This window comes from Pseudarthrobacter sp. LT1 (assembly GCF_035621795.1).
In the GTDB taxonomy this organism is placed as follows: Bacteria; Actinomycetota; Actinomycetes; order Actinomycetales; family Micrococcaceae; genus Arthrobacter.
Genome location: NZ_CP141830.1, coordinates 176,290 through 202,140 on the forward strand (window position 1 = coordinate 176,290; position 25,851 = coordinate 202,140).

Genomic DNA, 25,851 nt, shown 5'->3' on the forward strand with positions numbered 1-25,851 from the left:
CCCTGCCTGGAGGGGGAGTCAGCGCAGCGCGTCGGAGATGGACTTGGCCCCGCCGTGCGCTGACTGGCCCCCGTCCACGGGGATCTCCGCGCCGGTCACAAAGGAGGAGAGCGGGCTGAGCAGGAAGAGCACGACGGCGGCCACTTCCTCCACGCATCCCGTGCGGCCGAGCGGGGTTTCGGCCACGCTGGCCTGCCGGAAGTCCGGCTTGGCGCCGGCCGTCATGGGCGTCTCGATGAAGCCCGGGTGGACGGTGTTCACCCGGATGCCCCGGGGGCCCAGCTCCATGGCTGCCACTTGCGAGAGCCCCCGGAGGGCCCATTTGCTGGCGGTGTAGGCCACCGGGTAATGCGCCGTGAGACCCGCCACGGAACCGACGTTAACAACCGCTGCCCCGCTGCCCATCAGGGGAGCCAACGCCTGGATGCCCAGCATGCTGCCGGCCACGTTCACCTCGTAAACCTTCTGCAGGTCAGCAACCGAGGCATCCAACAGGCGGCTGCGCTGCGTGATGCCGGCATTGTTGACCAGCCCGTCCACCTGCCACCCCTGGGACCTGACCCACTCGGCAAGTCCGGCCCACGCGGAAGCATCGCTGACGTCCAGCTGCCGGTAGAGCAGCTCCCCTCGGGAAGACGGTGCAGCCACAGCCAGTCCGGCCGGTGTGTCAGGCGCCAGGTCCGTGGCGATAACCCGCGCTCCAGCCTCCGCCAACAGGCGTGCTTCTGCTGCGCCCTGCCCCTGGGCCGCGCCGGTGACCACCACGGTGCGGCCGTCGAGCTGAAGGGAAACCACTTAGATCGCGGACGGAGCCGGCTGGACCGTCCGGTTCCGCGGGCGTGTCCGGGAGGCAACCCTGGTCGAGGCCTCGCGCCGGTCACCGACGGTGTTTTCGATGGTGCCGATGCCCTCCACGGTCATCCGGACGGTATCTCCGGTTTTCAGCGGCGGCGGGGTCTGGGCGCCGTTGCGCCCCCACAGTTCGGCCAGGCAGCCGCTCCCGCAGGTGCCTGAGCCCAACACGTCTCCAGGGCGCACCACGGAGTCCTGGGAGGCGTAGGCCACGAGCTCGGCGAATGGCCATCCCATGTTGGAGAGCAGGTCCTGGCCAATCTGTTCGCCATTGACGTGCACGGACATGGAGATGGGCAGGAACCCCTCGGCATCGTGCCGGTCCTCGAACTCATCGGCGGTGACAATCCAAGGCCCCAGGGTGTTGGCGAAATCCTTGCCCTTGCATGGGCCCAGGCTGACCTTCATTTCCCGGCGCTGCAGGTCCCTCGCGGACCAGTCGTTGAGGATGGTGTAGCCGAAGATGTGCCGGTGGGCCTCCCCGGCGGACAGGTTGCTGCCGTCACTGCCCGGCACATGGCCGACGACGGCGGCGACTTCCGTTTCGAAGTCCAGGTCCGTGCAGCCGGCGGGAATTCCGATGACCGCACCGGTCCCGGTCACCGTGTGCGGGTTGGTGAAGTAGAACGTGGGTGCCTCATACCATTCCGCTGCCACGCCGGCCACGCCGTCGATGCTCTTCCGCACACCCTCGACGTGCTCTTCAAACGCCACGAAGTCGCGGATGGTGGCAGGCGCCAGCGGGGCAATCAGCTGCACGTCCGCCAAAGGAACGGCAGGACCGTATCCAATGGTGTGCCGGGCAATATCCAGCGCCCTTTCCAGTCCGGCGTCGAGCAGCGCCTGCACGTCCTGGCCCTGGGGGAGGGCGTGGCAGGTGCCGCCGTCAACAAAGCCGGACTGCGTCCCGCCGTCGTGGTTCCAACGGGCGATCTTGACCATGAATCTGTTCCTTAGGCTGGGTGGCTGGCGGTGCGGACCGAAGCGGGCGTTATGCCCAGTGTTGCGGCGTTTCCGGCCAGCACGCTGGCCCGGTGGTCCCCGGGGAGCTGTGCCTCAACGACCTCCGCCACGGGCTGGTCCGAGCCCATGTCGAACGGGTAGTCCGAGCCGAGCAGTACCTGCTCGGGGCCGGCCGCGGCCACAAGCGCCCGCAGCTCGGCCGCGCTGTGCACCAGCGAGTCGAAGTAGAGCCTCTTCAGGTAGGACGACGGCGGCTCGGCGCACCCATGTGCCTCGGGCCGGACGCGCCAGGCGTGGTCGGACCGGCCCAGGGTGGTGGGAAGGTAGCCGCCGCCGTGCGCAGCCAGGACCTTGAGGCCAGGGTGGCGGTCCAGGACGCCGCTGAAGACCAGGTGGGACAGGGCCACGGCGTTTTCGGCGGGCTGGGAGACGGTGTTGGCCAGGTAGAACCGGTCCAGCCGCTCATCGAGGGAGCAGCCGAACGGGTGCAGGAACACCAGCGCGCCCAGCTCCTCCGCCCGTGACCAGAAGGCCTCCAGCCGGGGGTCCGAGAGCTCAACCGTGCTGCGCTCCGGGTCCGCGGGGGTGGCGGCGAAGGAGCCGATCTCGACGCCCAGCAGGCCGCATTCCAGCACGGCGTGGTCCAGGGCTTCGACCATCAGGCCGGGGTGCTGGAGCGGGACCAGGCCCAGCCCGTTGAGCCGCTCCGGGGCCCGGTCCACGAAGTCACGGACTGCCTGGTTGGCCTGCTTTGCCAGCTCCAGCGCCAGTTCCTCCCCCGCGAAGTAGTAAAAGTGCGACGGTGACGGCGAGACCAGCTGGACGTCCACACCCTGGGCGTCCATATCGGCCAGTCGGCGGTCCAGGTCCGTCAGCTGCGGCCAGCGTTCCTTGATCATCCTGCCCGAAGCCGCCATCGACTCAGGTCCGTTGCGCCGCACCTCCAGGGCCTGCTGCGCGCCGAAGCCCTCGGGGTCGGCTTCTGCCACCAGTTGCTGGAGGGCCGGAAGCAGGATGTGGGCGTGGACGTCCACCGTGGGGGACCCACCGGAGCCGGTGCTCATGCCGGCTCCTTCAGCATCACGGAGAGGCCGTGCATCAGGCCCGGCACGTCGGCGTCACGGACGCCGTCGAGCATCCACTGGCCCAGCTGGACGGAGGCGTTGACCACTGCCTTGGCCCGTTCCAGCCGGCGGTCGGTGAACTCCTTGAACAGGGTTTCGGTCACGTGGTCGGCGTTGATCAGCAGTTCGGCCAGGACGGCGGCGTCCTCCAGCGCCATAGCCGCACCCTGCGCCACCGTGGGCGGGCAGCTGTGCGCGGCATCGCCAATGATGACGGTGCGGCCTCGGTTCCACGGACCATCGACGAGGTGGGTGGTGAACCACGTGTAGTTGATGCGGGCACTCTGGTCCAGGTTCGCGCGGATTTCGTTCCAGGGGCCGCCGTAGGCTGCGGCGAGTTCAGCCATGATGCGGGGGCCGTCCCCGTGTTTGCGTTCCTGTGCCTTTTCCACCAGGTAGGCGTAGATGGTGTCCGGGCCGGTGGGGCAGTACCCGGCGATGAAGCAGGGGCCGCCGTAGGTCAGGTCCGTGCGGACAACCTCTTTCGGCCGCGGCACAAAGGCACGCCAGATGCCCATACCGGTGGACTTGGGCTCGACGTCGATGCCGATGGCCTTGCGGACCGCGGAGTGCAGGCCGTCGGCGCCAACCAGGAGGTCATAGGCCGCGGTGCCGCCGTCGGCGGTGCTGACGGTGACGGACCCGCCGTCGTCCGCTATCCCCGTGACTGTCTCCCCGTAGCTGATCCGGGCGCCCGCCCGCTCAGCCCGTTCCCGAAGGATGGCCGTCAGGTCCGGACGGTACATACCCATAGTGGCCGGGAGGTCGTCGCCGCCGGTGCGGATGTCCTCAAGGACCGCGATGACGGTGCCTGCCGGGTCCGGGGCGCGCAGGCCCAGGGTGCTGAAGCCGTAGCCTTTCGCCTCGACCTGCTCCCAGACGCCGAGTTGGCGGAGGACACGCAGGGCGTTCCCTTGGAGGGTGATCCCGGAGCCGAGGGTCTGGGGTGCGTCCGCCTTCTCCAGGACTTCCACCTGGATGCCGGCGTCGGCCAGGAGGATGGCGGCTGCCAGCCCCGCGGCTCCCGCACCCACGATTCCGACGTTCTGTACTGCTGCCATCGCTGACTCCTTTGGTGTGACGGCGTTACTGCTGGTGGTTGTTTGGAAAAGTTACCGGAGTGCGATCGGGTTGACCGGCGAACCGACGGCCCCGGTGATGGGCAGGGGCGCGGCGGTGAGCAGGAAGTCGTACCTGCCGTCCGCCGCGCACGCTTCCGCCAGCCCGTCCGGGTCCCACATCTCGCCCAGGAACAGGCCCAGGTTGGGGATGGCGATCTGGTGCAGCGGCTGGAACGCGCCGTCGAATTCATTTGGGCGGACCTCGAAGCCCCAGGTGTCGGTGGCGATTCCGGCGATCTCACTCTTGTGCAGCCACGGCGCGGTGCTGAACGACAGGCCGGGGGCGGACCCGCCGGCGTAGTCGCCCCAGCCGTCACGGCGTACCCGGGAGTACTGCCCGGTACGGATCACCACGATGTCGCCCCGGCGCACTTCGGAACTGGGGCCTTGGAGCCCGATGGTCCGCTGGAGGTGGTCCGGGGTGATCGCAAAACCGTCCGGCAGCTCGCCGTCGTCCCGTCCCAGGTCAGGACCCAGCGCGCGGCCCACGTCGAGCAGCACACCCCGGGTGGCGATCTTGGCTGCCGCAGTCTCGATCCCGGTCACCAGGTCGCCTTCCGAGGTGACCACATCTCCCGCGGCGCGGCCGTTCCAGGCCTTGCCCTGGTCGAAGATGTGGCCCAGGCCGTCCCACTGGGTGGAGCACTGCAGCGGCATGGCGATGACGTCGTCCGCGCCGCCGAAGCCGTGCGGGAAGCCCTGGTTGCCGCGCTCGGCGTCCACTCCGGTGTCCGTCATGGTGTGGACGGGATTCGTGCGGCGGCGCCAGCCTTTTTGTGGTCCGTTGGTGTCGAACGGCTGGGACAGCGAGAACGCCTCGCCGGTCTTCACCAGGGCCGCTGCTTCGATCCGCTTGCCGGTGTCGATGAAGTTCAGGGTGCCCAGGACGTCATCGTGGCCCCAGCGGCCCCAGTTGTTGTGGGCCACTGCCATGGCGCGGATGCTGCCGAGCGGGTCTTCACGCCGGACAACCGGGGAATCGGTTGATTCCCCGGTGCCGGTTGCTGTGTCCTGGGTGGTCACGGCTTGCTGCTTTCGGTGGGAGTTTCGTCTTTGCAGTGGATGAGCTGGGTGCCCAGTCCGGTGATGGTGCCCTCCATGACGTCGCCGTCCTGGAGGAGCCGGCCCCAGTGCTGGCCGTTGCCGGCGGGGCTGCCCGTCAGGACCAGGTCCCCCGGGCGCAGCGGCATGATCTGGGAGGCTTCGCTGATCAGCTTGGCCACGCCGAAGATCATGTCGGACGTGGATTCGTCCTGCATGGCCTTCCCGTTGAGCCTGAGCGTCACCTGGACGTCCTGGGGGTCGCCGAAGAACTTGGCGGGCACCAGCAGCGGGCCGGTGGGCAGGAACCCGGGAGCGTTCTTGGCGCGGTACCAGTCCGAGCCGATGGCCGGCATGTCCTTGCGGAAGACGTACTCGCGGGTGGTGATGTCGTTGACCATGGTGTAGCCAAAGACATGGTCCAGCGCTTCTTCGGGGGTGACCCGGAAGGCCGTCTTCCCGATCACGGCCGCCAGTTCCAGCTCCCAGTCGTGGGACTTCGAGTAGGACGGGAGGGTGAGGTCATCGGTAGCGGACGCGACCGCCGTCGGAAGTCCGATGAAGAAGTACGGCGTGCCCTGGCCCGCGCGCGTATCCATCATGGCCGCCGTCGTGGCGCGCACCTCCTCGGCGTCCTCCCCAGGTTCGCGGTGCGCGACGGCCAGGTCGATGACGTGCTTGCGGTAGTTCGCGCCGGTCTGCAGGATCTGGGCCGGTTCCACTGGGGCAAGGACCTCGACGTCGGCCAGCGCCAGGCCGGTGTCCTCACCCGCGGAGGCGGCCAGGGAGTCCAGCTGGCTTTCGGTGGCGTCCCAATGCTCGATCAGGGAGTTGATCTCCCCGTCCAGCGGCAGGACACGGTTATTAACCAGCAGGCCTGCCCCGGCCTTGCTGTCCCCGGCTTCCTGGAACCGGATGAGCGAATAGGTTGCTTCAGACATGGCGCGTTAGCCCCGGCCGTGCTTGGCGTAGGGGTTCAGGAGGGCTTCCTTCATTTCGGGGGAGGCGCCTTCCTCGGTGGCGGTGAAGCCTTCGGCCGGCGGGAAGGACTCGGTCATGGAATGCGGCATGGCGCCGTTCTTGTAGAAGTTGTTCGAACCTTCGGACGGCTTCCAGGTGTTGGCCTCCCAGTCCGGGACATAGTTGCGGTAGCCGCCGGAGTTCAGCTCGACGCGCAGCCCTGACGGCTCACGGAAGTACAGGAAATTCTGCTCGCCCACGCCGTGGATGGAGGGGCCGTACTCCATCGGGGTGCCGTGTTCCATCATGACGTCCGCGGTGCGGAGCAGGTCCTCGGTGGTGTCCACCCAGAAGGCGATGTGGTTGACGCGGCCCGGGCGGCCGGAGGTGTCAGCCACCACGCCCAGGTCGTGGGACTTTTCATTGGTGGTGAGGACGGAGAAGACCGTGATGGGGGCTTCGTCCAGGTCCACGAAGGCCATGACGCGGAATCCGAGGGCCTCGTTGTACCACTTGGCGAAGCCGCGCACGTCGGAGCAGGCCACAGTGACGTGGTCCAGGAAACGGGGTGCGGCGGCGTGGCTGCTGCGGCGCTCCGGGCGGTCCGGGTAGGTGGACTCGAAGCCCGGCTCGGCCACGAACTTGTCCACCTCGTAGAAGAGGCGCATGTGGTGGCCATAGGGGCCGGTGAACTCGTAGGCCTTGCCAAAGCCGTGGCCGCCGGCGCTCCAGGAGCCCTGCACGCCGGTCGCTTCGATGCGCTGTGCCGCGGCTTCGAGAGCTTCCTGCGAGTTGGTGCGCCACGCCATCCGGCCCAGGGAGGCTTCGGGGCCTTCGGTGATGACCAGGCTGTAGCGGTAGTAGTCGCCCCAGCAGCGGAGGTAGACGTTGCCGTCCGTGCGGTCGATGATGCGCATGCCGAACTTGTCCTCGTAGAACCGGGCCGAGGCTTCGACGTCCGGGCTGGTGATCTCGAGGTGGGCAAGATGGGAGAGGGGAGTTTCCACGGTGAAGTCCTTCTGGTTACTGGCTGCGGGTCGGTCGGTGCAGGTCCTGGTATCCACTGTGAAGTACTTCATATATTTGGGGAAGACGAGCTTTTCGATATCAGATATTCGCCGCGCTTATGTCCGCCTGGTCCTAGAGTTGCGGGACGCAGGGCCCGCTGCCCAGCATGGCCAGCCCGGCGAGGTCACCCGCAGCGAAGTTCCTGACGCCCATGTTTTCCGCATACATCAGTTGCGTCGGATCATTGACGTGGTCCAGGCCCAGCACGTGTCCGAGTTCGTGCATGATGATGGCGCGCACCTCCGCCGCGCCGTCCGGGCGGCCGGCGATGATGCCGGCAAGGTCCGGGGCATCAAGGCGCACCTGGCCGGCTTCGAGGACCAGCGGCTGCCCGGCGGCCTCCACATAACCGCTCCCGCCAAGGCCGGCAACATTCCCTGCAAGGCCCGGCGTTTCCACGGGCGTTGACCAGGCGATGAGTACCGGTACCCACCGCTTTCCGTAGCGGTCCGGCTGGAAGGCAGACCGGTCATCCGACGGCGCTTCCGTGGTGGGTCCGTCGTAGACAAACTGCAGGCCGGAGGCCTGGGAGACTGCTGCCACTGCTTCCCGGACCAGGACATCGCCACCCGGCAGCGCATTGTCCGGCCGGACAACGTAATGGACCTGGCGGCAGGGATCGTACGCGACCAGCCGCTGGCCCTCTTTCGGTGACTCCTGCAGCACAAAGGCGGTGGAGTCCGTGCTTGCGGGTGGTCTGCCCAGGGGTGCGGAGGCTGCCTCATACCCGGGCGGCGGCATTTTCGCCCCGGGCAGGTAGGGGGCTGCGGCGGGAAGAACCACACGGTCGAAGAGCGTCGGCGTGAAGTACAGGCAGACCACCAGGGCGATCCCAAGGACGGTCCGCAACTGGACTGTCCGCGACGGGGTGGTCCGCTTCGACCGGGATCCTGGTCTTCCCGCCCTGCTCCGGAACTTTTTCCGGCGCCGGTGAGGGGCTTCAGCACCGCGCCAGGGCGAAGGAGCCTCTGCCCTGCCGTACGCTTCATCGATGGCCCATTGCGGGATACGTCCACTGGGGGAGCGCCGGACGTTTGGCGGGGCGAACCCGCCAGGCATGTCCCGATGAGAATTATCGTCATTCCCGAAGCCGTGCACCGGCACCCCCTGATTCCTGCCGCCCGCCGCCGGTCAACCCTCCCAGCCTAGGGGCGTGCTGCCCGGCCTTGCCGCGGGAAAGGCGCAGGATTTAAGCAAGAAAGGCGGCCGCGCCGGATGCATGCCGCTCCGGGGCCGAAGCGGGCCGGCGGCCACATCGATTGCTCCGTAGATGCCGTTATGGGAGGTCAAAAGGGCATTTACGGAGCAATCGGTGAGGCTTTACTCCTTGCCGAGTCCTGCGGCGGAGGTCTTTCCGTTCGAGACGCTGTTGAGGGCGCGCAGGTCGAAGATGCCGTTGAGGTCGGCCTGCTTGGTGGTGCCCGCGGTGACGCCGTCGGCGAGGAGCTTCTGGTAGGTTCCAGCCAGCGGGTCGACGGTGAAGACGATGTTCTTCAGGGAGCGGTCGATGACATCCGCCTTCAGTTCCGCGCCGGCTGCTTCCTTGAGGGCTGCATTGATGACGGTGGCCTTGTCGCCGGCTGGAGCGCTGTTCAGCCATTCGACCGACTTCGCGTGGCCCTTTAGGAGTGCCTTGACGGTGTCCGGGTGCTCTGCCGCGAACTTCTGGTTCACGATCAGGATGGTGGTGGGGAACTCGCCCGGCTTGCCGGACAGCGAACCGTCCCAAAGGTCCTTTTCGTCCACCAGCACCTTCGCGCCGGCATTCAGCACCAGGCGTGACGCCCACGGCTCAGGCAACCACGCGCCGTCGAGCTTTCCGTCCTGGAACAGCTTGAGGGTCTGGGCATTCTCCGTGGGGTTGATGGCCACGTCACCACTGCCGTCCACGCTGGTCTTGTACCCCTGGGACGAGAGCCAGGCGCGCAGGGCCACGTCCTGGGTGCCGCCCAGCTGCGGGGAGGCGAGCGTCCTGCCCCTGAGATCGGCGGCGGAGGTGATTTCCGGCTTGACCACCAGCTGCGCCCCGCCTGCTGCGGCGCCGGCGATGATGTTGATTGACTGGCCCTGGCTCTTCACGAAGGAGTTGATGGCCGGGTTCGGCCCGATGTAGGTGGCGTCGATGGCCCCTGCGTTCAGGGCTTCGATTGCCGCGGGGCCGGCGTTGAACACCTGGGTGCTGAGCTTGGTGCTGCCGAGTTCGTCCTTGATGAAGCCTTTGCTGACGCCCACGAGGGCCGGGGCATGCGTGACGTTTCCAAAGTAGCCGAGCTTCAGTTCGGCCGCGGGGTTGCCTGACTGGGCAGCCTCCTGCGAGGCTGCCGGTGTCCCGCTGTTCACGGCGGACGCGACGGCGGCGCCCCCACCGATGAGGGCCAGGACGGCTGCGGCGATTCCGATCTTCAGGCCAACCGGGCGTGTGGGCTTGGCTGGCTGCCCGGCGACGATGCGGGTGGAGCCGTGCTGGTCTTCCGGACTCTTGTCCTGCTGGTTTGCCATGGGGAAATCCTTTGCTGGGGCGGATGCTGAGACGAGATTACGGAGCGCCCGGCGGCCCCACAATCAATCCCGTAGCGGGCGTTCACGCGGCGACGCGAACGCTCAACGCGGCGTAGTGCGGCGTCAAAAATCGTCGTGCGGGGACTCTGTTCGGAGGTCCGGCGGAGGGGGCTGTTCGCACCCGGGACGCAACGGCGGCCTTGAATGCCCATCAGCAGGTGCGGGCCGTGATTCGCGTGCAGCCTTGGTGGGTACGTGCACGGCATGGGGATTTTGTAAAACTAATCAAGGAGACTCTCATGTTGCTTTGGATTGCCATCATCATCGCCGTTCTCTGGCTTCTCGGATTGCTCGCGAACATTGGCGGCGGCCTGATCCACATCCTGTTGGTTGTCGCAGTGGTGGTCCTGATCTTCCACTTCGTCCGTGGCAGGTCCCGCGTCTAGCAACCCCGCGTCCCCGCCGCCGGCCCAGCGTCCGGCGGCGGGAACCGGCGGCCCAGGCCGCCTTGAACCGTCACGCCGCCGTGAACCCCTCAGGGCGGCGAGACCCCTCACGCCGCCTTGACCAAAGGAAGCTCGTCCCAGTGCGTTGTATAGCGGGGCGAGCGCATGTCCCGTTTCATGGTCCAGTCCAGCCCGGACTTGATGCCCGCGTGCCCCAGCCCGATGGTGCCCCGCCCGAAGCGGCGGCTCACATCCTCAAGCAGCGGCCCGATGCCGCGTTCCTCATGCCGGTTCTCGAAAGGCTCCAGGGGCGGCTGGTTTCCCGTGGGCCGCAGGTCGGTGAGCATCAGGCCCGCCTTGGCGTATTTGAGTCCGTCCCGGATGCTGGGCAGCAGCGCGTGCGCCGCCCTGGTGAGCAGCAGCGGATCCGCCGTAGGCATTGGCAGCGGGACGCATACCGATGGGTACGCCTGTTCGTGGTCCCGGAAGGGGGACGTGGCAGCAAACGCCGTCAGGACCTTTGCCTGCAGCCCGTGCTTTGAGAGCCTGGCGCTCGCCTGCTGCCCGTAGATGCTGAGCACCTCCCGAAGTCCGGCGGCGGTGGTCACAGGAGTGGCGAAAGAGCGGGAAAAGATCAGCTGGTCGCGACCGATACGCTCTTCTTCCATCGGGATGCAGGGGGTGCCCCGCAGTTCCAGGACCGTGCGCATCAGCACCACCGAGAACTTATCCCTGATCATTACCGGATCCGCCCTGACAAGGTCCTGGACAGTGAAGATTCCCAGCACATTGAGCCGCTTTGTCAGCCGTCCGGCAATGCCCCAGATCTCATCGACAGGCAGCCGGGCCATCAAACCCTCCCGCACGTCAGCCGGAACGGACTCCCACAGGCAGACTCCGCCAAAGGCGGGATTGTTCTTGGCCCATTTATTGCAGAGTTTTGCCAGGGTTTTGGTGGGGGCGATGCCAACGCACACGGGAACCCCCACGTGCCGCCGGACTGCCTCTTTCATCCTCCGGCCAAGGGACAGCAGCTCGTCCGGGGCGCCCTTGACGCCCAGGAATGCCTCGTCGATGCTGTAGACCTCCAGCCAGGCCGAGTACCTGCCCAGCAGTTCCATCACGCGGGAACTGATGTCGCCGTACAGCTCATAGTTGCTGGATTTTGCCACCAGGCCCCACTCCTTGGCCCGCGGCGCAAGTTTGAACCACGGTTCGCCGGTGGCGATGCCCAGTGCCTTCGCCTCCGGGGAGCGGGTCACGGCGCAGCCGTCATTGTTGGACAGCACCACCAGCGGCCGCCCTTCCAGGGAGGGGTCGAAGGCGCGCTCGGCGGAGGCGTAGAAGCAGTTGACGTCCACGTGCGCGATCTGCGGCATCTGCCGCATGTGGACTGGCTTAGCCATGCTGCTCCCCAGGCGCGGGCAGCTCAGACATGGTGCAGGCACCTGGTGGCAACGCCCCAGATGGTCAGCTCGGACAGTGCGGGCACATGGATGTCCGGGTATTTGGGGTTCTCCGCCTGCAGCACCACGCCAGTGCGGGTGATGCGCAAGCGCTTGACCGTCAGTTCCCCGTCCAGGACGGCGATCACCACGGCCCCGTCCCTGGGCTCGAGGGCACGGTTGACGATCAGTTCGTCCCCGTCGCTGATGCCGGCACCCTCCATGGAATCCCCCGTCACCCGGACCACGAAGGTGCTGGTGATGTCCTTGATCAGGTGCGCGTTCAGGTCGATCCGGCCGTCGAAGTAGTCCTGTGCCGGCGACGGAAAGCCTGCCGCCACCGCCACCGGCGAAATCAGCACCGAGAACAACGAGGCGCCCGCATCTATCACGCGGGGACCGACAATAACGCCCACAACACACCTTTATTCGAAAATATGTTCGATAGTTTCAGTGTAGACCCGAGGGCTGACAACGGGCACTCTCTGACGCACTGATAAGTTGCAGAGCCGGGGACTAGACTCGGGTCGAAGCGAGCTCTGGGGGAAGCGATGCGGATGCGTTCAGCAAGATGTTGGTTCGTTGCAGGTGTGCTGGCCGTTCCGCTGGCCGGATGTGAGTACGCCGGTCCAGCGGACACCGTAACCAGATCCCATGCCCAGCCCGGCAGCGGGCAAAAGCCATCGTTCGAGGAAAACGCCGGGCAGGTGGCACGCCTGCTCCAGGCGTCTGCGGATGAACCTGGCTTGCCGACCGACGAGGAACCGTCAGGGGAACTCTCGATTGTTCTCGCTCCCGGTGACTACGTGGTCAAGGGCGCATGTGCGGGCGTTCATGGCGTTAAGGTGTCCATTGTTCAAGGCGAAAAACCGCCGCTGACAGTTCCCTACACGTGCGACTCCGTCCTGGAGCGGTTCATCCGGCACACGGGCGGCCCGATCACCGTCAGCGCCGTTGCGCCCGTCGATAAGCCCGCCGCCGCCGGTGTGCTGCTCCAGCCGAACACTGATCCGCGCGCTTCGGAATTGGAGGACTTGTCGCAGTGGGCAGCCCAACAGCTGCAACCCTGGCTGCCGGGTGAGTTGGGCGGATACGCAGGCTCAAGTTCCGCCATTGGCCAGGGAATATCAGCCGATCCGGGCAGCTACGAGGTGCGGTTCCTCTGTGAAGGAGCGCCTGAGGTTGAGTTTTCAGTGTCCAGCCCGGCGGGGGCAGAAGTTTTGGCTCCGGTGAGCGTCCCTTGCAACGGCGACGTCTTTAGGGCCCCGGTGGAGTTGCGGACCAAGGGGGCAGACCTCACCATGGCCCCAAGTAACGGGGTCAAGAGCCGCTATGCCTTCCGGCTCGTCCCGGCACCGTAGGTAGCCCAACTCGAGGGAGCTGGACGGGATGCCGCCGAGCTTACGCACGGCTCCTGTCCGTGGAATCGGCGCACGGGAGCCAACCGCCCACGTAGACTTGCAGGATGCGGTTGGTAGCAAGCGATATTGACGGAACGATCCTCGGACACGACGGAAAAATCAGTGACCGCACCATCCGTGCCTTCCACGCCTGCCGGGATGCCGGCGTCGAACTGGTGTTTGTGACCGGCCGCCCGCCCCGCTGGCTGCACCCGCTGGAGGAACAGCTGGGCCACACCGGCCGCGTGATCTGCTCCAATGGTGCCGTGGTCTGGGACCTCGAGGCGGACCGCCTGGTCTCCGCCCGCACACTGGCCATCGAGACCGTCCTGGAAGCCCGGCGCATCATCAAAACTCTCCGCCCGGCTGCGCTGTTCGCCGCGGAAACGCTCACCGGATTCCACCTGGAACCCGGCTTCATCGAAAACGAGTCCAGCGAACTGCTCGCCGAATTCACCCCGGCGCCGCTGAAGCAAACCCTCACGGACGATGACTCCGTGGTCAAGTTCCTCGCCATTGTCCGCGACGGCACCCCGGACGACTTCCTCGCGGAGGTGGCGCCCGCCGTCGAACACCTGGCCGCCACCACCCACTCCTCCCCGGGCGTTGCCATGCTGGAACTGTCGCTTCCCGGCGTGAACAAGGCCGTCACGCTTGCTGAATACGCAGGCGCGCTGGGCATCGACGCCGCAGACGTAGTGGCCTTCGGTGACATGCCCAACGACATCGAGATGCTCCGCTGGGCCGGTCACGGGTACGCGATGGCCAGCGGTCATCCGGAAGCCATCCGCGCGGCCGGGCAGCAGGCGCCGCATTTTGACGACGACGGCGTGGCCCAGGTTTTGGAGGCCCGGCTCGCTGCCCTGGGCGTCCAGTTTTCCTGACCCCCGGGCTGCCCCGGACCCGGCACCCCATTTTCACAGGCTGCGCTCACCTGGTGTTCACCTTTACTTCGTAGCGTGAAGCGTGGAGGGCAGGCGCCCTCCCGCCGCTCGAAGGGGGCAATGATGGCACGAAACATCAGGCAGCACGCGGCCGATGCGCCGCAGCGCAAAGCAACGCCCGCTCCGCACTGGAAACAGCTGCGCCAGGGTGACCGGGTCCGGGTCCTGTTCGCGCCCGGTTTCGAGGCAGGCGGCGTGGTGGACACCGTCACGGCGGACCACACCGCGGTGTGGGTCCACCTGGACGCCGGCCGCGGGCGGACCCTGCTGCACTGCGGCGACGGCGTGGACATCCTTCCCTGCGGAGAGACCGCCTGCCTGGACTGACGGCGGGTTTCAATCACGGGTGGGGCGGTAGGCTCGCAGTGTGAGCCTGCCTTTCTTTGAGCACCCTGACGACGCCGGGCGGCAGCTTCCCATCGCCATGGCGCACCGCGGATTCTCGGCTGAGGGCCTGGAAAACTCCATGGCCGCGTTCCGCGCCGGCGTCGACCTCGGCTTCCGCTACCTCGAAACGGATGTGCACACCACGGCGGATGGCGTGCTGCTGCTCTTCCACGACGAAACGCTGGACCGGGTCACCGACGGCAGGGGCCGGGTGGCGGAACTTCCGGCCGCGGACGTGGCCAAGGCACGGATCAACGGCCGCGAGCCCATCCCCACGTTCGACGAACTGGTCACCCAGCTTCCCGAAGCGCGGCTGAACCTCGACATAAAGGACTGGGGTTCGGTCCGCAGCACCGCTGCCGCGATCGAGCGGCACCAAGTGCACCACCGCGTCCTGGTGACCAGCTTTTCGGACCGCCGGCGGCGCGCGGTGCTGAAACTGCTCAGCCGGCCTGTGGCTTCGTCCGCCGGAGTGGCTTCGAACGCCCTCTTCACCTTGCTGGGGCCGGCGCTTCCACGCCCGGTGTTCCGGTGGGTCATGCGCCGGGTGCTCCGGGACGTGCATGCGCTGCAAGTGCCCGTCCGCTATGGGCGGGTGCCTGTAGTCACCCCCGGCTTCATCCGGCGGGCGCATGACCTGGACCTGGTGGTACATGTGTGGACCATCAACGATGCCGGCGAGATGCACCGGCTCCTCCAGCTGGGGGTGGACGGCATCGTCACGGACCGGGCGGACCTGCTCCGCGACGTGCTGCGCGTCCGCGGCCAGTGGCCGGAGAGGCCCGGGCAAGCCAACCGGACGCCCGGCCCGGCCGGCTAGCCCCGGTCTGTTCCAGGCTGCCTAGCCCCGGTCTGTTTCGGTGGGCGCCGTGGCGTCCCCGGCCAGGCCGGCGTCGTCCGCTGTGCCGTTCTGCTCCCGGTCCCCGGGCGCCCTGCCGTTGTGCACCTTGTCGCTGTCGGCGTCCCCGCCCAGCGGGCTGTTGGAGACCGGAGCCGGGGCAGCCCCGGTCTTGAGGCCGGGCGCCTTCTGCTTCTCCGCCTCCATCGCGTTTGAGCCTTCGCTCAGGGACGAGTGGACCTCCACGTCGTCGTTGGGATCTGCCGGGTCCGGCACGTCCGTTTTCTCCGTCGGCTTGGATGTCCCGGCCAGGTCCTCCATGGCGTTTTCTGCTGCCTTGCCAATGCTGTCGCCGATACCCATGTGACTGCTCCTTCCGGCGTTGCGTGCCGGCCGCCCCAGCGGCGTACCGGCCCTACTCCTCCAGAATTATCAGCATGCTTACAATTAGTCCAGTGCTGGGGAACCGAACCGCAGCCGGAGAGGAAGGAAAGGCAATGAGCACTTACCATCCGGAAAATGACCCCGCGAACCCCGACCGCCCGGGCAAGGAAGAGGTGGGCGCCGCCCAGCCCCATCCCGCGGAGCAGCGCAGCCGGGAGTCGGCCGGGTCGCCGAACCCGGATCCGCTGGAAGGCAACGTCACCGGCCTGGAACCGGGCGGGGGAGTCCCGCCGGGAGAGACGCCGCCCGCGGAGGACCAGATGAGCAGGGACCAGGGCCACTCCGAATAGGGCCTGGACGTGCAGCGGGGCGGCGCGCATGCTGCCCGCCGCCCCGCTGCCTGCGTCAGGTCCTCAGGAAGACTCTGTTCCCCGGGCAGTGGCGCGGAGTTCCCCCGGGCCGGCCAGGTGGCGCTCCAGGCCGTCCATATCGAGGCGCGTGTTCCAGCTGGCCCAGTCCTTGGGCCGCACCGACGGCCGGCCGAGCAGGTAGCCTTGGCCGGCGCTGATGCCCAGTTCGGTGAGGACCTTGAGCTCTCCCACAGTTTCGATGCCCTCGGCCACCAGGGTGATGCCGATTTGGTCGGTGAAGTCCACCAGGCACGCAGCCAGCGCACGCTGGAGGCCGTCCTTGTCGACGTCGCCGATCACGTTGCGGCCCACCTTGAGGAAGTCGGGCCGCAGGTGGATCATGCGGCTCAGCGCGCCGGCGCCGGTGTGGGTGTCGTCGACGGCGATGCGCAGGCCCTTTTCCCGCAGCGGATTGATCGAGGAAAGGAACTGCAGGTATTCCTCTTCGGGAATGTCCTGGGTCAATTCGAGCACCACCCGGTGGGTGGGCAATTCAATGTGGTCGAAGAGCTCCGGCAGCCGCGGGTCCAGGCAGGACGTGGGGGAAATGTTGAGGGAAACGTAAAGGTCTTCGGGCAGGTCCTTCGCGGCTGCTGCCGCCGAACCCAGAGCGGAAAACTCGAGGTTGGCGCCCAGGCCCACCGCGGCGGCCTCCGCAAACCACAGCTCCGCGGCTGCGCCGTCGTCGCTGACGAACCGGGAGAGCGCTTCGGCGCCCACCACGGTTCTTCCTTCCAGTCCGTAGATGGGCTGGAACGCGGTCATCAGCATTTGGTTCTCAAGCAGGGTGCTGATCCGTGAAGCGCTGCGGATGGCATCCAACTGCTCCGCAAACTGCGGCGGAAGCGCGGGCGGCGTGAGTCGCATGTCCCTGGCGGCTTCCAGTGTCTCCGTCACGTTGGCGTCGCTGCGCCGGGTCTCGAGGAGATACTCCAGCAGGGCCCGTTCCGGCACGCCTGGATTCTCATCGAGGCTGTTGCTCAGCCGCTGCCGGACGGCGGTTCCCGCAGGATCCGTATCCGCCAGCACGGCGGCGATAATTCCCCATGCCTGTACCCGAACCGACATTAGCAACGCCCCCAGTTGACGAAGTAATGACCCGATGGCCCCATAATGTTCAAATTTCCAAACGCCTTATAAAAGAACGGTGCTGCCAACCTGATTTCCGAGGCGGCGAAAAACCAGACACCGCACGCTGATCGTATAACGGCGGCCACGAAAGTGCAGTAGTTTTTGCGTTACTGGTTAGCGCTTTCCTGCTGGTCAGCCAGCAGTTCCGGAATCTGGTCCGGGGGAATGGGCCGGCTGAAGTAGTAGCCCTGGGCGCTGCGGCAACCCAGGCCGCGGAGGATTTCTGCCTGTTCCGCCGTTTCGACGCCCTCCCACACCGCTTCCAGCCCGCATGCCCGCACCAGTTGCAGGACTGCCGCCACCAGCGCGGGCTGGCTGGGATCGCTCTCCAGCCCGGTGATCAGTGACCGGTCCACCTTGACCCGGTCCACCGGCAGCCGGCGGAGGTAGCTGATGGACGAGTAGCCGGTGCCGAAGTCATCGATCTCGATGCCCACACCCAGGCCGCGGAGCCCGCCCAGCGAGTACCGGTCCAGCTCGTTGCCTTTGACGATTGCCACTTCCGTCAACTCCAGGACAACCTGTTCAGGCCTGACGCCGGTCTCCTGCAGGGTGTTGCGCACGTCCTCGATGAACTGCAGGCTCTGCAGGTCCGTGGCGGAGATGTTGATGCGCACGGAGAACCTGCTATCCACCAGGGCGGCATCAATCCAGGCCCGCAGCTGCTTCACCGCGGTCCTAAGGACCCAGAGTCCAAGTTCGGAGATCAGGCCCGCCTCTTCGGCAAGGGGAATGAACTCGTCAGGCATGATAAATCCGCGGGTCGGGTGGTTCCACCGGACCAGTGCCTCCACGCCTTCGATCCGCCCCGTTCCAAGTTCCACCACCGGCTGGTAGTACAGCGTAAGCGCATCACCCTTGATGGCGGCCCGCAGGTCATCCACCAGCTGGCTGCGGAGCCGGCGCACCAGCAGCAGAGCGGGCTCGAACCGGTGCAGCTTGTTCTGCCCCTCGGCCTTCGAGGCATACATGGCGACGTCGGCCTCCATCAGCATGTCCTCAGGGCTCTGGCCCGCGCTGCCCACGCTGAGTCCGATGCTGGCACCACAGCGCACGCTGCGGCCGGGAAGTTCAATGGGTTCGTTGAGGGAGGCCAGGATGCGGTGTGCCACGATCGCCGCCTGGTCCGCCGATGCGGAGGGCATGACGATGGCGAATTCATCCCCGCCCAGGCGGGCTACGACGTCGGAGGCGCGCACCGCGGTACGGAGCCTTTCACCCACGGTCACCAGGACCTGGTCCCCGGCCGTGTGCCCCAGGCTGTCGTTGATGGATTTGAATGCGTCAAGGTCCATCAACAGGATGGCCGGCCCCTCTTCGGACCCCCCGCCGTCCGCCGCGGCACGGGCCTCCAGTGCGGCGCGAAGGGCTTCGAGCAGCGCCGACCGGTTGGCCAGCCCGGTCAGCGGGTCCTGCATGGCCATCTTCTGCATCTCAAGGTGGGCCTCGTGAAGGAGCTGGGTCCGGACCTGCACCCGCTGCTCGAGTTCCTCGTAGATGACCTGCAGGTCTTCGGCCAGCAGATTGGTGCCCATGATGATCGCATCGAGCTCGTCCCGGGCCGGTGAGACTTCTATCCGGGAGGTGAGGTCGCCGGAGGCAAGCCGGACAATGCCTTCCAGGAGCTGGGAGAGCCGGGGATCGTCGTTGGCAAACATGGCCAGTCCTCCTTCGGCGCCTAGTTGGCCTGGACGCGGTCAGTGCCGAGGGGAAGGCTGACGGTGACGGTGGTCCCGGTGCCCAGGGTGGAAGCGACATCGATCCGGCCGCCGTGGCGGTCCACAATGTCCTTGGAGATGGCAAGGCCCAGCCCTGTGCCGGGGATGGCGCCGTTCATCGCGTTCGAGGCCCGGTAGAACCTGGTGAACACATGGTTGATTTCGTCGTCCGAGATGCCGATGCCGGTATCGGCGATGCGCACGGTGGCCCACTTGGACCCGTCCGCCGCGGCGTGGGATTCGCTGCCCACCTCGATCCGGCCGCCGCTGGGGGTGAACTTGATGGCGTTGGACACGAGGTTGGTGAAGACCTGCTGCAGCTGCACCTCATCGGCCAGGATCTCCGGATCCTCCGGAACCGGGTCCACATCGATGGTGACGTTCTGCAGGGTGGCCAGCGGGCGCAGCGCCGCGGCAACCAAATCCAGGGTGCGTCCCAGGCGCACCGGTGCGAGCTGCATGTCCGCGTTGTCCAGCCCGCCCCGGGAGACGCTGAGCATGTCCTCGATGAGGGTCCGGAGCCGTTCGGTGTTGCGGACCACGATGTCCAGCATCTGGTGGACCTCCTTGGACACCGGGTGCTCGGTGCTCTCCTGGATCATGTCCAGGTACGCCATGATCGAGGTCAGCGGCGTGCGCAGCTCGTGGTTCACCGTGGCCAGGAAGTCCGTCTTTGCCTTGTCGAGTTCGCGCAGCTGCTTGACCACCTGCTGCTGGCTGCTGATCAGGTGGCTCTGGATGAGTCCGTAGGCCGCGTTGCCGGCCACGTGCTGGATCAGGCCCAGTTCGGCGCTGGACCACGTCCGTGGCCGGTCCATCATGGCGATCCAGATGATGCCCAGGGAGGAGTTGCCTTCGCCGATGGGCACCGCCAGCGTGGAAGCCGCCCCCGCCACGGCCCTGGCCGGCTTTTCGTCGGCCCTGGGCTCGGTTTCATTTCCGTCCGACGAGAGCGTCTCTGTCCCGGCCCAAAGCGCATCGGCCGTGGCGCGGGCCTCGTCCTCGCCGGGAAGGTCGTCCTTGGGCAGTTCCGCCAGCCCCTGCCGGTGCCAGGTCGCCATGATCACCGGGACGCGGTGGTCCTCGAAGGTGGCCAGCACCACGTGGTCGGCCTTGAAGGTCCGGCCGAAACCAGAGACCACGTGGTTGGCGATCTCCTGGGGATCGTTGGTGGCGCGTACCGCGGCTGAGACCTCGCGCAGCTGCTCACGGAGTCCCTCGGCCTCCTGCCGGGCGGCGCGGCGCCGGGACACCTGCTCGATGAGGACGGATGCGCGGTGGACCAGTTCTTTGGGCTCCGGCGGCTTGGTGATGCAGTCGTGGACGCCGGCCGGGTTGGCCGCGGCCACCTCCTGCGGATTGTCCAGGTCCACCATCACGAGGACGGGGGCCGCGGACTGGGCAGGGGACAGAAGCGCGTCGGCGACGACGATGGAAGGCTGGCCTGCGTTCAGCAACGCGGCGAGGCTGGCGGCGTCCGCCGCTTCCCGGACGCCGTACCCCGCGTCCCGCAGTGCCTGGGCGTTACGGGCCAGCCGGCCGGCGTCGGGATCAGCGACGACGGCGGTGCGGGTCAGGCGCACGCCACTCGGCACAGCCGTCACAGTGTTCCCTTCCTCCCAGTTGAGTACATTCTAGGGGGACGGCGGCCACAGGGGTCCAGAGCGCCCGCGCCCACCCCTTATTCGCGCCCCGTGGGCAGGGCACGCCGTAATGTGGCCGAAGCTGCGCCGGTTGGCAGGGACGGAACATATATTTGAGCCGTGTCCTCCCCAACGAAGTCGCCGCGGTCCGTCCTGCAGAAGTACCTGATGATTCCCAAGCTCGTCAGGTTGTCGCGGGGCGCGCCGAAAGACCGGCACCAGGCGTGGGACACCTACTGGGCACGAATCACGGCCACGGGCCCCGGCGGGGAGGTCCTGTGGGATTCGGGCAGCGACCATGAGTTCCTGGGCTACAAGGACAGCCTCCTGCGCTACCTGGACCCCGCGCTTCCCGTGGTGGATACCGGGTGCGGCCATGGCAGTTTCACCCGGGCGCTCGCAGGCGTCTTCCCCCGGGTGGTTGGCGTTGATGTCTCGCCGCACGCCGTTGACCGGGCCCGGGCGGAGTCCGCGGGAAGCGGCAACACGACCTTTGAAGCGCGGGACATGACGGCGGAGGGTGCCGGAGCGGCCCTGGCCGGGTCCCTCAACGCAGGCAAGGACGGGGCCAACGTCTTCATCCGCGGCGTCCTGCACGTCCTTGCCCCGGCGCACCAGATGGCGCTGGTCGAAAACCTCCGGCTCCTGGCCGGGCGCCGCGGCACCGTCTTCATGGCGGAAACCAACTTCCAGGGCAACCCGGTGGAGTATGTGTCCCACCTCGGGGCAACCACGCGGGGCATTCCGGCGCCGTTGGAACTGGCCATCCGCGGGCTCCCCATGCCGGGGCACTTCGGGCCCGAAGAGCGCGAACGGACGTTCCCGGCGTCGGCCTGGGAACTCCTTGAAGATGGCCATACGGCCATCGAAACCAACCCGGTGACCGGCGTGCCCGGCCAGGACCGGGTGCCCGGGTATTACGCAATCGTCCGCCCACGCCGGTAGACCCCAGGGCAGGGCATTCAACCCTCCCCGCAGACTTGTCCGGATTCCCGCAGCCAGTCCGCAGGCCGCCGTCCTTCCCCTTGACACCGGCCCGATCCAGAGGCTCCATGGTAAGTAGACTTACTAGTTAGCCCCGAGGTGAAAGGAAGGCCACGCCAGCCGGGGGGACGGTTCTGCACCTTCGATTCCCGGACACACTGAATTTCATCCACCAGCAACCGCGCAGCGACGGCATCCGTCGAATTTCTTCCGGCTGGAAAACCCCAGCCGGGAAGACGCCCAAGCCGCACCCGCGCCCCAGCGCCATCGGGTTCCGGATTACCCTCCGGTACCCCGCACCGGCCGCCGGCGCAAGACCCACAGGAACCACCATGAGCAACCTCATTCCGTCCGGCGACCTCCGCCGGATGCTGCTGCCCCCCACCTACGGGCGGCACGTCACGTCAGCCACCGAATTCACCATTCTGTCCGTGGAGGTATGGGCCTCCGGGTTGGTGGTAAACATTCACCTTCCCTCCGATGACGCCCCCGAGCCCCGGCTCTTGCTCCAGGACCACTTCGGGACCGAATACACGCTGCAGGAATCGGCCACCGTCGGGGCCCGCAACCTGCAGGTCTTCACCCCGTCCGTGCCGCCGGGCACCAGGAGCCTGACCATCAGATCGGCTGACGACGCCGGCAACAGGCCCGTGGTGACCTTCGCCGTGCCCCTCATGGCTGTGCCCGAAGGCCGGCCAAACCTGGAGGCGGCAGGCCGCGGGGGCTCCGCCGCCGTTATTGACGAGTCCTACGAGTCCGACCTCCGCCGCCCTGCCTGACCTACAGAAAGGCCCGCCATGCCCGATACCAGCAACTTCACGCCCACTGCCGCCATCGTCACCGCCTCCGACTCGGGAATCGGCAAGGCCACGGCTGTTGCGCTGGCCCGCGCCGGGATGGACGTGGGCGTCACCTGGCATTCGGACAAGGCGGGTGCGGAGGGGACGGCCGAAGAGATCCGCAGCCTGGGGCGCAAGGCCGTGGTCCGGCAGCTTGACACCACAGAACTCCGGGCTGCTGCGGGCGTGATCGACGACCTCGCCGGGGAACTGGGCGGCCTGGACGTCTTCGTCAACAACGCGGGGACGGGGGCCAGCACCAAGTTCCTCGATATGGGCATCGACGACTGGATGAAGATCCTCGACACGAACCTCAACGGCGCATTCGTCTGCCTGCAGGCCGCGGCGCGGCGCATGGTCAAGGCAGGCAAGGGCGGCCGGCTGGTGGCGGTGTCCAGCGTGCATGAGTTCCAGCCGCGCGTGGGTTCATCCGCCTATGATGCCTCCAAGCACGGCCTGGGCGGCCTCATGAAAACGCTCGCCCTGGAGCTGGGCCAGTACGGCATCACGGCCAACACGGTGGCCCCCGGCGAGATCGCCACCCCCATGACGGGGCAGGAGGACCAGGATCCGACGACGACGGCACGGCCCGGGGTGCCGCTCGGACGGCCTGGCCACGCGCGGGAGATCGCTGACGTCATCGCCTTCCTTGCCTCGCCGGCGTCCAGCTACGTGACGGGTGCGGCCTGGGTGGTGGACGGCGGCATGCTCCAGATGGGCCCGCAGGCCGGCTCGCACCTCACCGGCAATGAGTGGCGTGAGGGCTAGGCCGTTCCGTCCGGTTGAGGAGTCACTCAGTCCGCATCGCGGATTTGGCAAGCGCTTTCCAACGCCGTGCTGGCATGATGGAGCGCATGCGCATTCTTATCGCTCCGGACAAGTTCAAGGGGTCCCTGACGGCAGCTGAAGCCGCCGCCTCCATCGCCGAAGGGGCACTCCGGGTCTACCCGGACGCCGTCGCCACCCAGTTTCCCATCGCCGACGGCGGCGAGGGCACCCTGGAAGCGGCCGTGGCGGCAGGATATGAGGAGCGGTTGAACGCCGTCGTGGGGCCCATCCTCGCCCCGCTTGGCGCCGCCTGGGCCATCCACAAGGCAGGCGACGGCAAGGTCACGGCGGTGATCGAAACCGCCCAGGCGTCCGGCCTGGCGGACATGGAACCAACCCCGGCCAACGCCTTGCGCGCCCACAGCTATGGGTGCGGCCAGCTCATCGCCGCAGCCCTCGACGCCGGCGCCACCGAGATCGTCCTGGGCCTGGGCGGGTCCGCCATGACGGACGGCGGCAGCGGCGCACTACGCGCCCTCGGCCTGAAACCCCTGGACTCAGCAGGAAACGTGGTGCCCCTGGGCGGAGGTTCGCTGGCCGACGTCACAGCGCTGGACACGAGCGGGCTGGACCCGAGGCTCTCCGCCACCACATTCCGCATCGCCGTCGACGTCCGCAACCCGCTGTACGGGACGTCCGGCGCCGCCCACGTCTTCGCGCCGCAGAAAGGCGCGGACCAGGACGCAACGGAAATGCTCGACGCCGGGCTCCGCAACTGGGCGTCGGTGCTGCGGGAAGCAACGGGCCGGGACGTGAACGTCCCCGGCGCCGGCGCCGCCGGTGGCTTCCCGGCGTCGTTCCTTGCGTTCACCAACGCCACGCTGGAAGGCGGCTTTGCGCTGGTGGCGGGGCTGACCGGCCTGGCCGCCCAGCTGGACCAGGCTGACCTGGTGATCACCGGTGAGGGATCCATGGACTCCCAGTCGCTCACCGGCAAGGCGCCGATCGCGCTCGCGAACGCGGCCCGGGACCGCGGCATCCCCGTCATTGTGGTGGCCGGCAGGATCCTGGTGACCTTCGAGGACCTCGCCGGACACGGCGTGGTGGCCGCGGCCCAGCTGCTGGATGTGGCGTCGAGCCCGGAAGATGCCGTAGCAAACGCCGGCAAGTACCTGGCCTGGGCAACGAGCCAGGTACTCGAAGGCGCCTAGCCCACGATGGTGGTGTTGCGGCGGCGCCGGAACACCAGGATGGCAATCACCAACAGGGCAGCCACGCCGGCGATCACCCACGGGGTGTAATTCAGTCGCGTGGACTCATTTTGTGCGGACTCGCCGGTGCCGGGGTTGGCCGGACCGGTGGACGCGGTATCCCCGGGGGAAGGCGTGGGAGACGTGGCTGCCGGCCATGCCGCACCGGCCGATCCCGGGGCCACCTGGCCTGCCTGTACTGTGCCTGCCGCAGCGGTTGCTGCCCCGGCGGAAAGCGCCGGGGCTGCGAGGAGCAGCAGGGCCAGCAGGGTGGTTCGCACGAACGTTCGCATACAGTCTCTCCTCATGGATGGGCTGGTTGGGCCGTTAGGCGCCGGTTTCGTAGTGGGGTTCGGCAACAGGCTTCGATTCCGGGGATCCCTTCTCCCGCAGGTACACCGACGCTCCCACCAGGACGCCGACGGCCAGGAACTCGCTTTGCCAGTTCTGGAAGGACTCGAACCAGAAACGGCTGGTGCCCAGGTACTGCAGGAACGTGATGGCGGGCTGGCCGTGGCTTTGCTGGTCCTGGTTGTACTCGTCCACCCCGCCGGCGGCGTGGAGGAGGAACGAGGCAAGGAACAGCACGAAAAACAGGATCGACAAGGAGTGCTCGTACACCTTCAGTGCCACGCCGCCGCGCCGGATCGGCCACGGGGTGGCGCTGCTGATACGCGCTTCCCGGGGGTCTTGGTCCTGAGGGGCCTTCCTGCCCATCGGCTTGGACTCGGATGAGCCCTTCTGGAACAGGAACACCGTGAGGACCACGTACATGGCCATCTGCAGGAACTCCGATTCCCAGTTCTCGAACGTGGCCTCAACGAACGCGCCGGTTCCCAAGAACTGAAGTACGGACACCGCCGGTTCGCCGTGGGCCTGCTGGTCTTCGCTGTACGACGCTGCACCCGAGAGGACCATTCCCACGAAGAACGCCAGGAACAGGCCCAGGTTGGCTACCAGCAGCCCGTGCTCTTTGGCCCACTTACGCATCCTTACTCCTTATCTTCGGCCGGGAGGATCCTCCCGGTGGCCCGTTTGTTCAGGCGAAGCGGAACGAACACCAGCATCACCACCATGACGCCCAGCAGCGCGCCGCCGGCCATGACCCCGGCGGACCGGCCGGCCGCAACATCGAAGACCAGGGCGGCTGTTCCCGCACTCAACAGGGCGATGCCGCCAAGGGCGATCTTGGTGATGGTGTCCGCGCTGGACACCAGCATTTCCTTCAACCGTTTCCGGAAAAGCCGCCGGTGCACGCTGACCGGGAGGAGGATGAAGGCGGTGGTCAGGGCGGCAATCACCACATTGGTGAGGTAGAGGCCAACCTCCCAGTCGTCCAGCTTTTCAAAGCGCTGCTGGAACGGCAGGGTCAGCAGGAAGCCGGCCAGGATCTGCACCCCGGTCTGGAGCACCCGCAACTCCTGCAGGAGTTCGGCCCAGTTGCGGTCCAGCTGTTCCTCGCGGGTCTCGTTCCGGCCCGTGCGGCCCGTGTAGTCCTCAACTTCGGACATCGGCGCTCCTTCCTCTCCGGCGGCGGTCCAAGTCTTCTTTCTACTCCTCCCGTACCCAGAAACAAGGCTGGCCGTTGCGCCCGCTACAACATTTGATAAGTTTACTGATTATTACCTGCGGTGGT

28 protein-coding genes are annotated in these 25,851 nt (G+C 67.2%); 10 read left to right on the plus strand and 18 right to left on the minus strand.

Going from position 1 to position 25,851, the window contains the following annotated elements; all coding sequences use genetic code 11:
* Positions 1–18 precede the first annotated feature (18 nt).
* From VIK36_RS00875 to VIK36_RS00915, 9 genes are all read right to left on the minus strand, one after another.
* Positions 19–795, minus strand: a complete 777-nt coding sequence (locus tag VIK36_RS00875; RefSeq protein WP_324643743.1) for an SDR family oxidoreductase — start codon at positions 793–795, stop codon at positions 19–21.
* Positions 796–1,794: a fumarylacetoacetate hydrolase family protein gene (locus VIK36_RS00880; RefSeq protein WP_324643744.1), complete on the minus strand. Its 999-nt coding sequence runs from the start codon at positions 1,792–1,794 to the stop codon at positions 796–798.
* Between the two features lie 11 nt (positions 1,795–1,805).
* The gene (locus VIK36_RS00885; RefSeq protein WP_255173977.1) at positions 1,806–2,879 is read right to left on the minus strand and encodes an amidohydrolase family protein; all 1,074 of its coding nucleotides are present in this window, start codon (positions 2,877–2,879) and stop codon (positions 1,806–1,808) included.
* Positions 2,876–4,000: an FAD-dependent monooxygenase gene (locus tag VIK36_RS00890; RefSeq protein WP_324643745.1), complete on the minus strand. Its 1,125-nt coding sequence runs from the start codon at positions 3,998–4,000 to the stop codon at positions 2,876–2,878. The genes VIK36_RS00885 and VIK36_RS00890 overlap by 4 nt, the downstream gene beginning before the upstream one ends.
* A gap of 51 nt (positions 4,001–4,051) precedes the next feature.
* Complete coding sequence (locus VIK36_RS00895) at positions 4,052–5,083, minus strand: cyclase family protein (RefSeq protein ID WP_324643746.1); 1,032 nt, start codon at positions 5,081–5,083, stop codon at positions 4,052–4,054.
* Positions 5,080–6,042 carry a fumarylacetoacetate hydrolase family protein gene (locus VIK36_RS00900; protein WP_324643747.1) on the minus strand — a complete coding sequence of 321 codons (963 nt, stop codon included), beginning with the start codon at positions 6,040–6,042 and terminating at the stop codon, positions 5,080–5,082. The genes VIK36_RS00895 and VIK36_RS00900 overlap by 4 nt, the downstream gene beginning before the upstream one ends.
* A 6-nt stretch (positions 6,043–6,048) precedes the next feature.
* Positions 6,049–7,068, minus strand: a complete 1,020-nt coding sequence (locus tag VIK36_RS00905) for a VOC family protein (RefSeq protein ID WP_324643748.1) — start codon at positions 7,066–7,068, stop codon at positions 6,049–6,051.
* Positions 7,069–7,201: 133 nt separating this feature from the next.
* Complete coding sequence (locus VIK36_RS00910; RefSeq protein WP_324643749.1) at positions 7,202–7,978, minus strand: matrixin family metalloprotease; 777 nt, start codon at positions 7,976–7,978, stop codon at positions 7,202–7,204.
* Between the two features lie 471 nt (positions 7,979–8,449).
* On the minus strand, positions 8,450–9,628 hold the full coding sequence (locus VIK36_RS00915; RefSeq protein WP_324643750.1) for an ABC transporter substrate-binding protein: 1,179 nt from the start codon (positions 9,626–9,628) through the stop codon (positions 8,450–8,452).
* 299 nt (positions 9,629–9,927) lie between these two features.
* Here VIK36_RS00915 and VIK36_RS00920 point away from each other — a divergent pair, with 299 nt between their 5' ends.
* Complete coding sequence (locus tag VIK36_RS00920; RefSeq protein WP_159634671.1) at positions 9,928–10,074, plus strand: lmo0937 family membrane protein; 147 nt, start codon at positions 9,928–9,930, stop codon at positions 10,072–10,074.
* 107 nt (positions 10,075–10,181) lie between these two features.
* Here the strand turns inward: VIK36_RS00920 and VIK36_RS00925 are convergent, their stop codons facing one another.
* Positions 10,182–11,480 carry a Y-family DNA polymerase gene (locus tag VIK36_RS00925; protein WP_324643751.1) on the minus strand — a complete coding sequence of 433 codons (1,299 nt, stop codon included), beginning with the start codon at positions 11,478–11,480 and terminating at the stop codon, positions 10,182–10,184.
* 23 nt (positions 11,481–11,503) lie between these two features.
* Entirely contained in the window at positions 11,504–11,935 is a 432-nt protein-coding gene (locus VIK36_RS00930) for a LexA family protein (RefSeq protein WP_159634668.1), read from the minus strand.
* Positions 11,936–12,076: 141 nt separating this feature from the next.
* Between VIK36_RS00930 and VIK36_RS00935 the strand changes: the two genes are divergently transcribed.
* The 4 genes from VIK36_RS00935 to VIK36_RS00950 all read left to right on the plus strand — a co-directional run bounded on the left by VIK36_RS00935 (position 12,077) and on the right by VIK36_RS00950 (position 15,070).
* On the plus strand, positions 12,077–12,880 hold the full coding sequence (locus VIK36_RS00935; protein WP_324643752.1) for a hypothetical protein: 804 nt from the start codon (positions 12,077–12,079) through the stop codon (positions 12,878–12,880).
* 104 nt (positions 12,881–12,984) lie between these two features.
* Complete coding sequence (locus VIK36_RS00940) at positions 12,985–13,803, plus strand: HAD family hydrolase (protein ID WP_324643753.1); 819 nt, start codon at positions 12,985–12,987, stop codon at positions 13,801–13,803.
* 123 nt (positions 13,804–13,926) lie between these two features.
* On the plus strand, positions 13,927–14,190 hold the full coding sequence (locus VIK36_RS00945; protein ID WP_324643754.1) for a hypothetical protein: 264 nt from the start codon (positions 13,927–13,929) through the stop codon (positions 14,188–14,190).
* A 40-nt stretch (positions 14,191–14,230) separates the two neighbouring features.
* The gene (locus VIK36_RS00950) at positions 14,231–15,070 is read left to right on the plus strand and encodes a glycerophosphodiester phosphodiesterase (RefSeq protein ID WP_420716239.1); all 840 of its coding nucleotides are present in this window, start codon (positions 14,231–14,233) and stop codon (positions 15,068–15,070) included.
* Between the two features lie 21 nt (positions 15,071–15,091).
* Here the strand turns inward: VIK36_RS00950 and VIK36_RS00955 are convergent, their stop codons facing one another.
* Positions 15,092–15,451 (minus strand): hypothetical protein, encoded by a 360-nt coding sequence (locus tag VIK36_RS00955; protein WP_324643755.1) that lies wholly within the window; start codon positions 15,449–15,451, stop codon positions 15,092–15,094.
* A gap of 134 nt (positions 15,452–15,585) precedes the next feature.
* On the opposite strand from VIK36_RS00955, the gene VIK36_RS00960 reads away from it, so the two are divergent.
* Complete coding sequence (locus VIK36_RS00960) at positions 15,586–15,822, plus strand: DUF6480 family protein (protein ID WP_324643756.1); 237 nt, start codon at positions 15,586–15,588, stop codon at positions 15,820–15,822.
* A gap of 63 nt (positions 15,823–15,885) precedes the next feature.
* Here the strand turns inward: VIK36_RS00960 and VIK36_RS00965 are convergent, their stop codons facing one another.
* From VIK36_RS00965 to VIK36_RS00975, 3 genes are all read right to left on the minus strand, one after another.
* A complete protein-coding gene (locus VIK36_RS00965) occupies positions 15,886–16,950 on the minus strand; it encodes an EAL domain-containing protein (RefSeq protein WP_324643757.1) in 1,065 nt (354 codons plus the stop codon).
* Positions 16,951–17,120: 170 nt separating this feature from the next.
* Entirely contained in the window at positions 17,121–18,671 is a 1,551-nt protein-coding gene (locus VIK36_RS00970; protein WP_324643758.1) for a putative bifunctional diguanylate cyclase/phosphodiesterase, read from the minus strand.
* Positions 18,672–18,691: 20 nt separating this feature from the next.
* On the minus strand, positions 18,692–20,335 hold the full coding sequence (locus VIK36_RS00975; protein WP_324643759.1) for an ATP-binding protein: 1,644 nt from the start codon (positions 20,333–20,335) through the stop codon (positions 18,692–18,694).
* A gap of 207 nt (positions 20,336–20,542) precedes the next feature.
* On the opposite strand from VIK36_RS00975, the gene VIK36_RS00980 reads away from it, so the two are divergent.
* The 4 genes from VIK36_RS00980 to VIK36_RS00995 all read left to right on the plus strand — a co-directional run bounded on the left by VIK36_RS00980 (position 20,543) and on the right by VIK36_RS00995 (position 24,176).
* Complete coding sequence (locus tag VIK36_RS00980; RefSeq protein ID WP_255175706.1) at positions 20,543–21,319, plus strand: class I SAM-dependent methyltransferase; 777 nt, start codon at positions 20,543–20,545, stop codon at positions 21,317–21,319.
* A 371-nt stretch (positions 21,320–21,690) separates the two neighbouring features.
* Positions 21,691–22,137 carry a hypothetical protein gene (locus VIK36_RS00985; protein ID WP_324643760.1) on the plus strand — a complete coding sequence of 149 codons (447 nt, stop codon included), beginning with the start codon at positions 21,691–21,693 and terminating at the stop codon, positions 22,135–22,137.
* 18 nt (positions 22,138–22,155) lie between these two features.
* Positions 22,156–22,965, plus strand: a complete 810-nt coding sequence (locus VIK36_RS00990) for an SDR family oxidoreductase (RefSeq protein ID WP_324643761.1) — start codon at positions 22,156–22,158, stop codon at positions 22,963–22,965.
* 86 nt (positions 22,966–23,051) lie between these two features.
* Positions 23,052–24,176 carry a glycerate kinase gene (locus VIK36_RS00995; RefSeq protein ID WP_324643762.1) on the plus strand — a complete coding sequence of 375 codons (1,125 nt, stop codon included), beginning with the start codon at positions 23,052–23,054 and terminating at the stop codon, positions 24,174–24,176.
* On the opposite strand, the gene VIK36_RS01000 is transcribed toward VIK36_RS00995, so the two are convergent.
* From VIK36_RS01000 to VIK36_RS01010, 3 genes are read right to left on the minus strand one after another with little or no spacing between them, the layout of a single operon-like run.
* Positions 24,173–24,508: an LPXTG cell wall anchor domain-containing protein gene (locus tag VIK36_RS01000; RefSeq protein ID WP_324643763.1), complete on the minus strand. Its 336-nt coding sequence runs from the start codon at positions 24,506–24,508 to the stop codon at positions 24,173–24,175. The two genes, VIK36_RS00995 and VIK36_RS01000, sit on opposite strands and share 4 nt — an antisense overlap.
* A 34-nt stretch (positions 24,509–24,542) precedes the next feature.
* Entirely contained in the window at positions 24,543–25,205 is a 663-nt protein-coding gene (locus tag VIK36_RS01005; RefSeq protein ID WP_255173996.1) for a DUF6766 family protein, read from the minus strand.
* A 2-nt stretch (positions 25,206–25,207) separates the two neighbouring features.
* Positions 25,208–25,726 (minus strand): DUF6328 family protein, encoded by a 519-nt coding sequence (locus VIK36_RS01010; RefSeq protein ID WP_324643764.1) that lies wholly within the window; start codon positions 25,724–25,726, stop codon positions 25,208–25,210.
* Positions 25,727–25,851 lie beyond the last annotated feature (125 nt).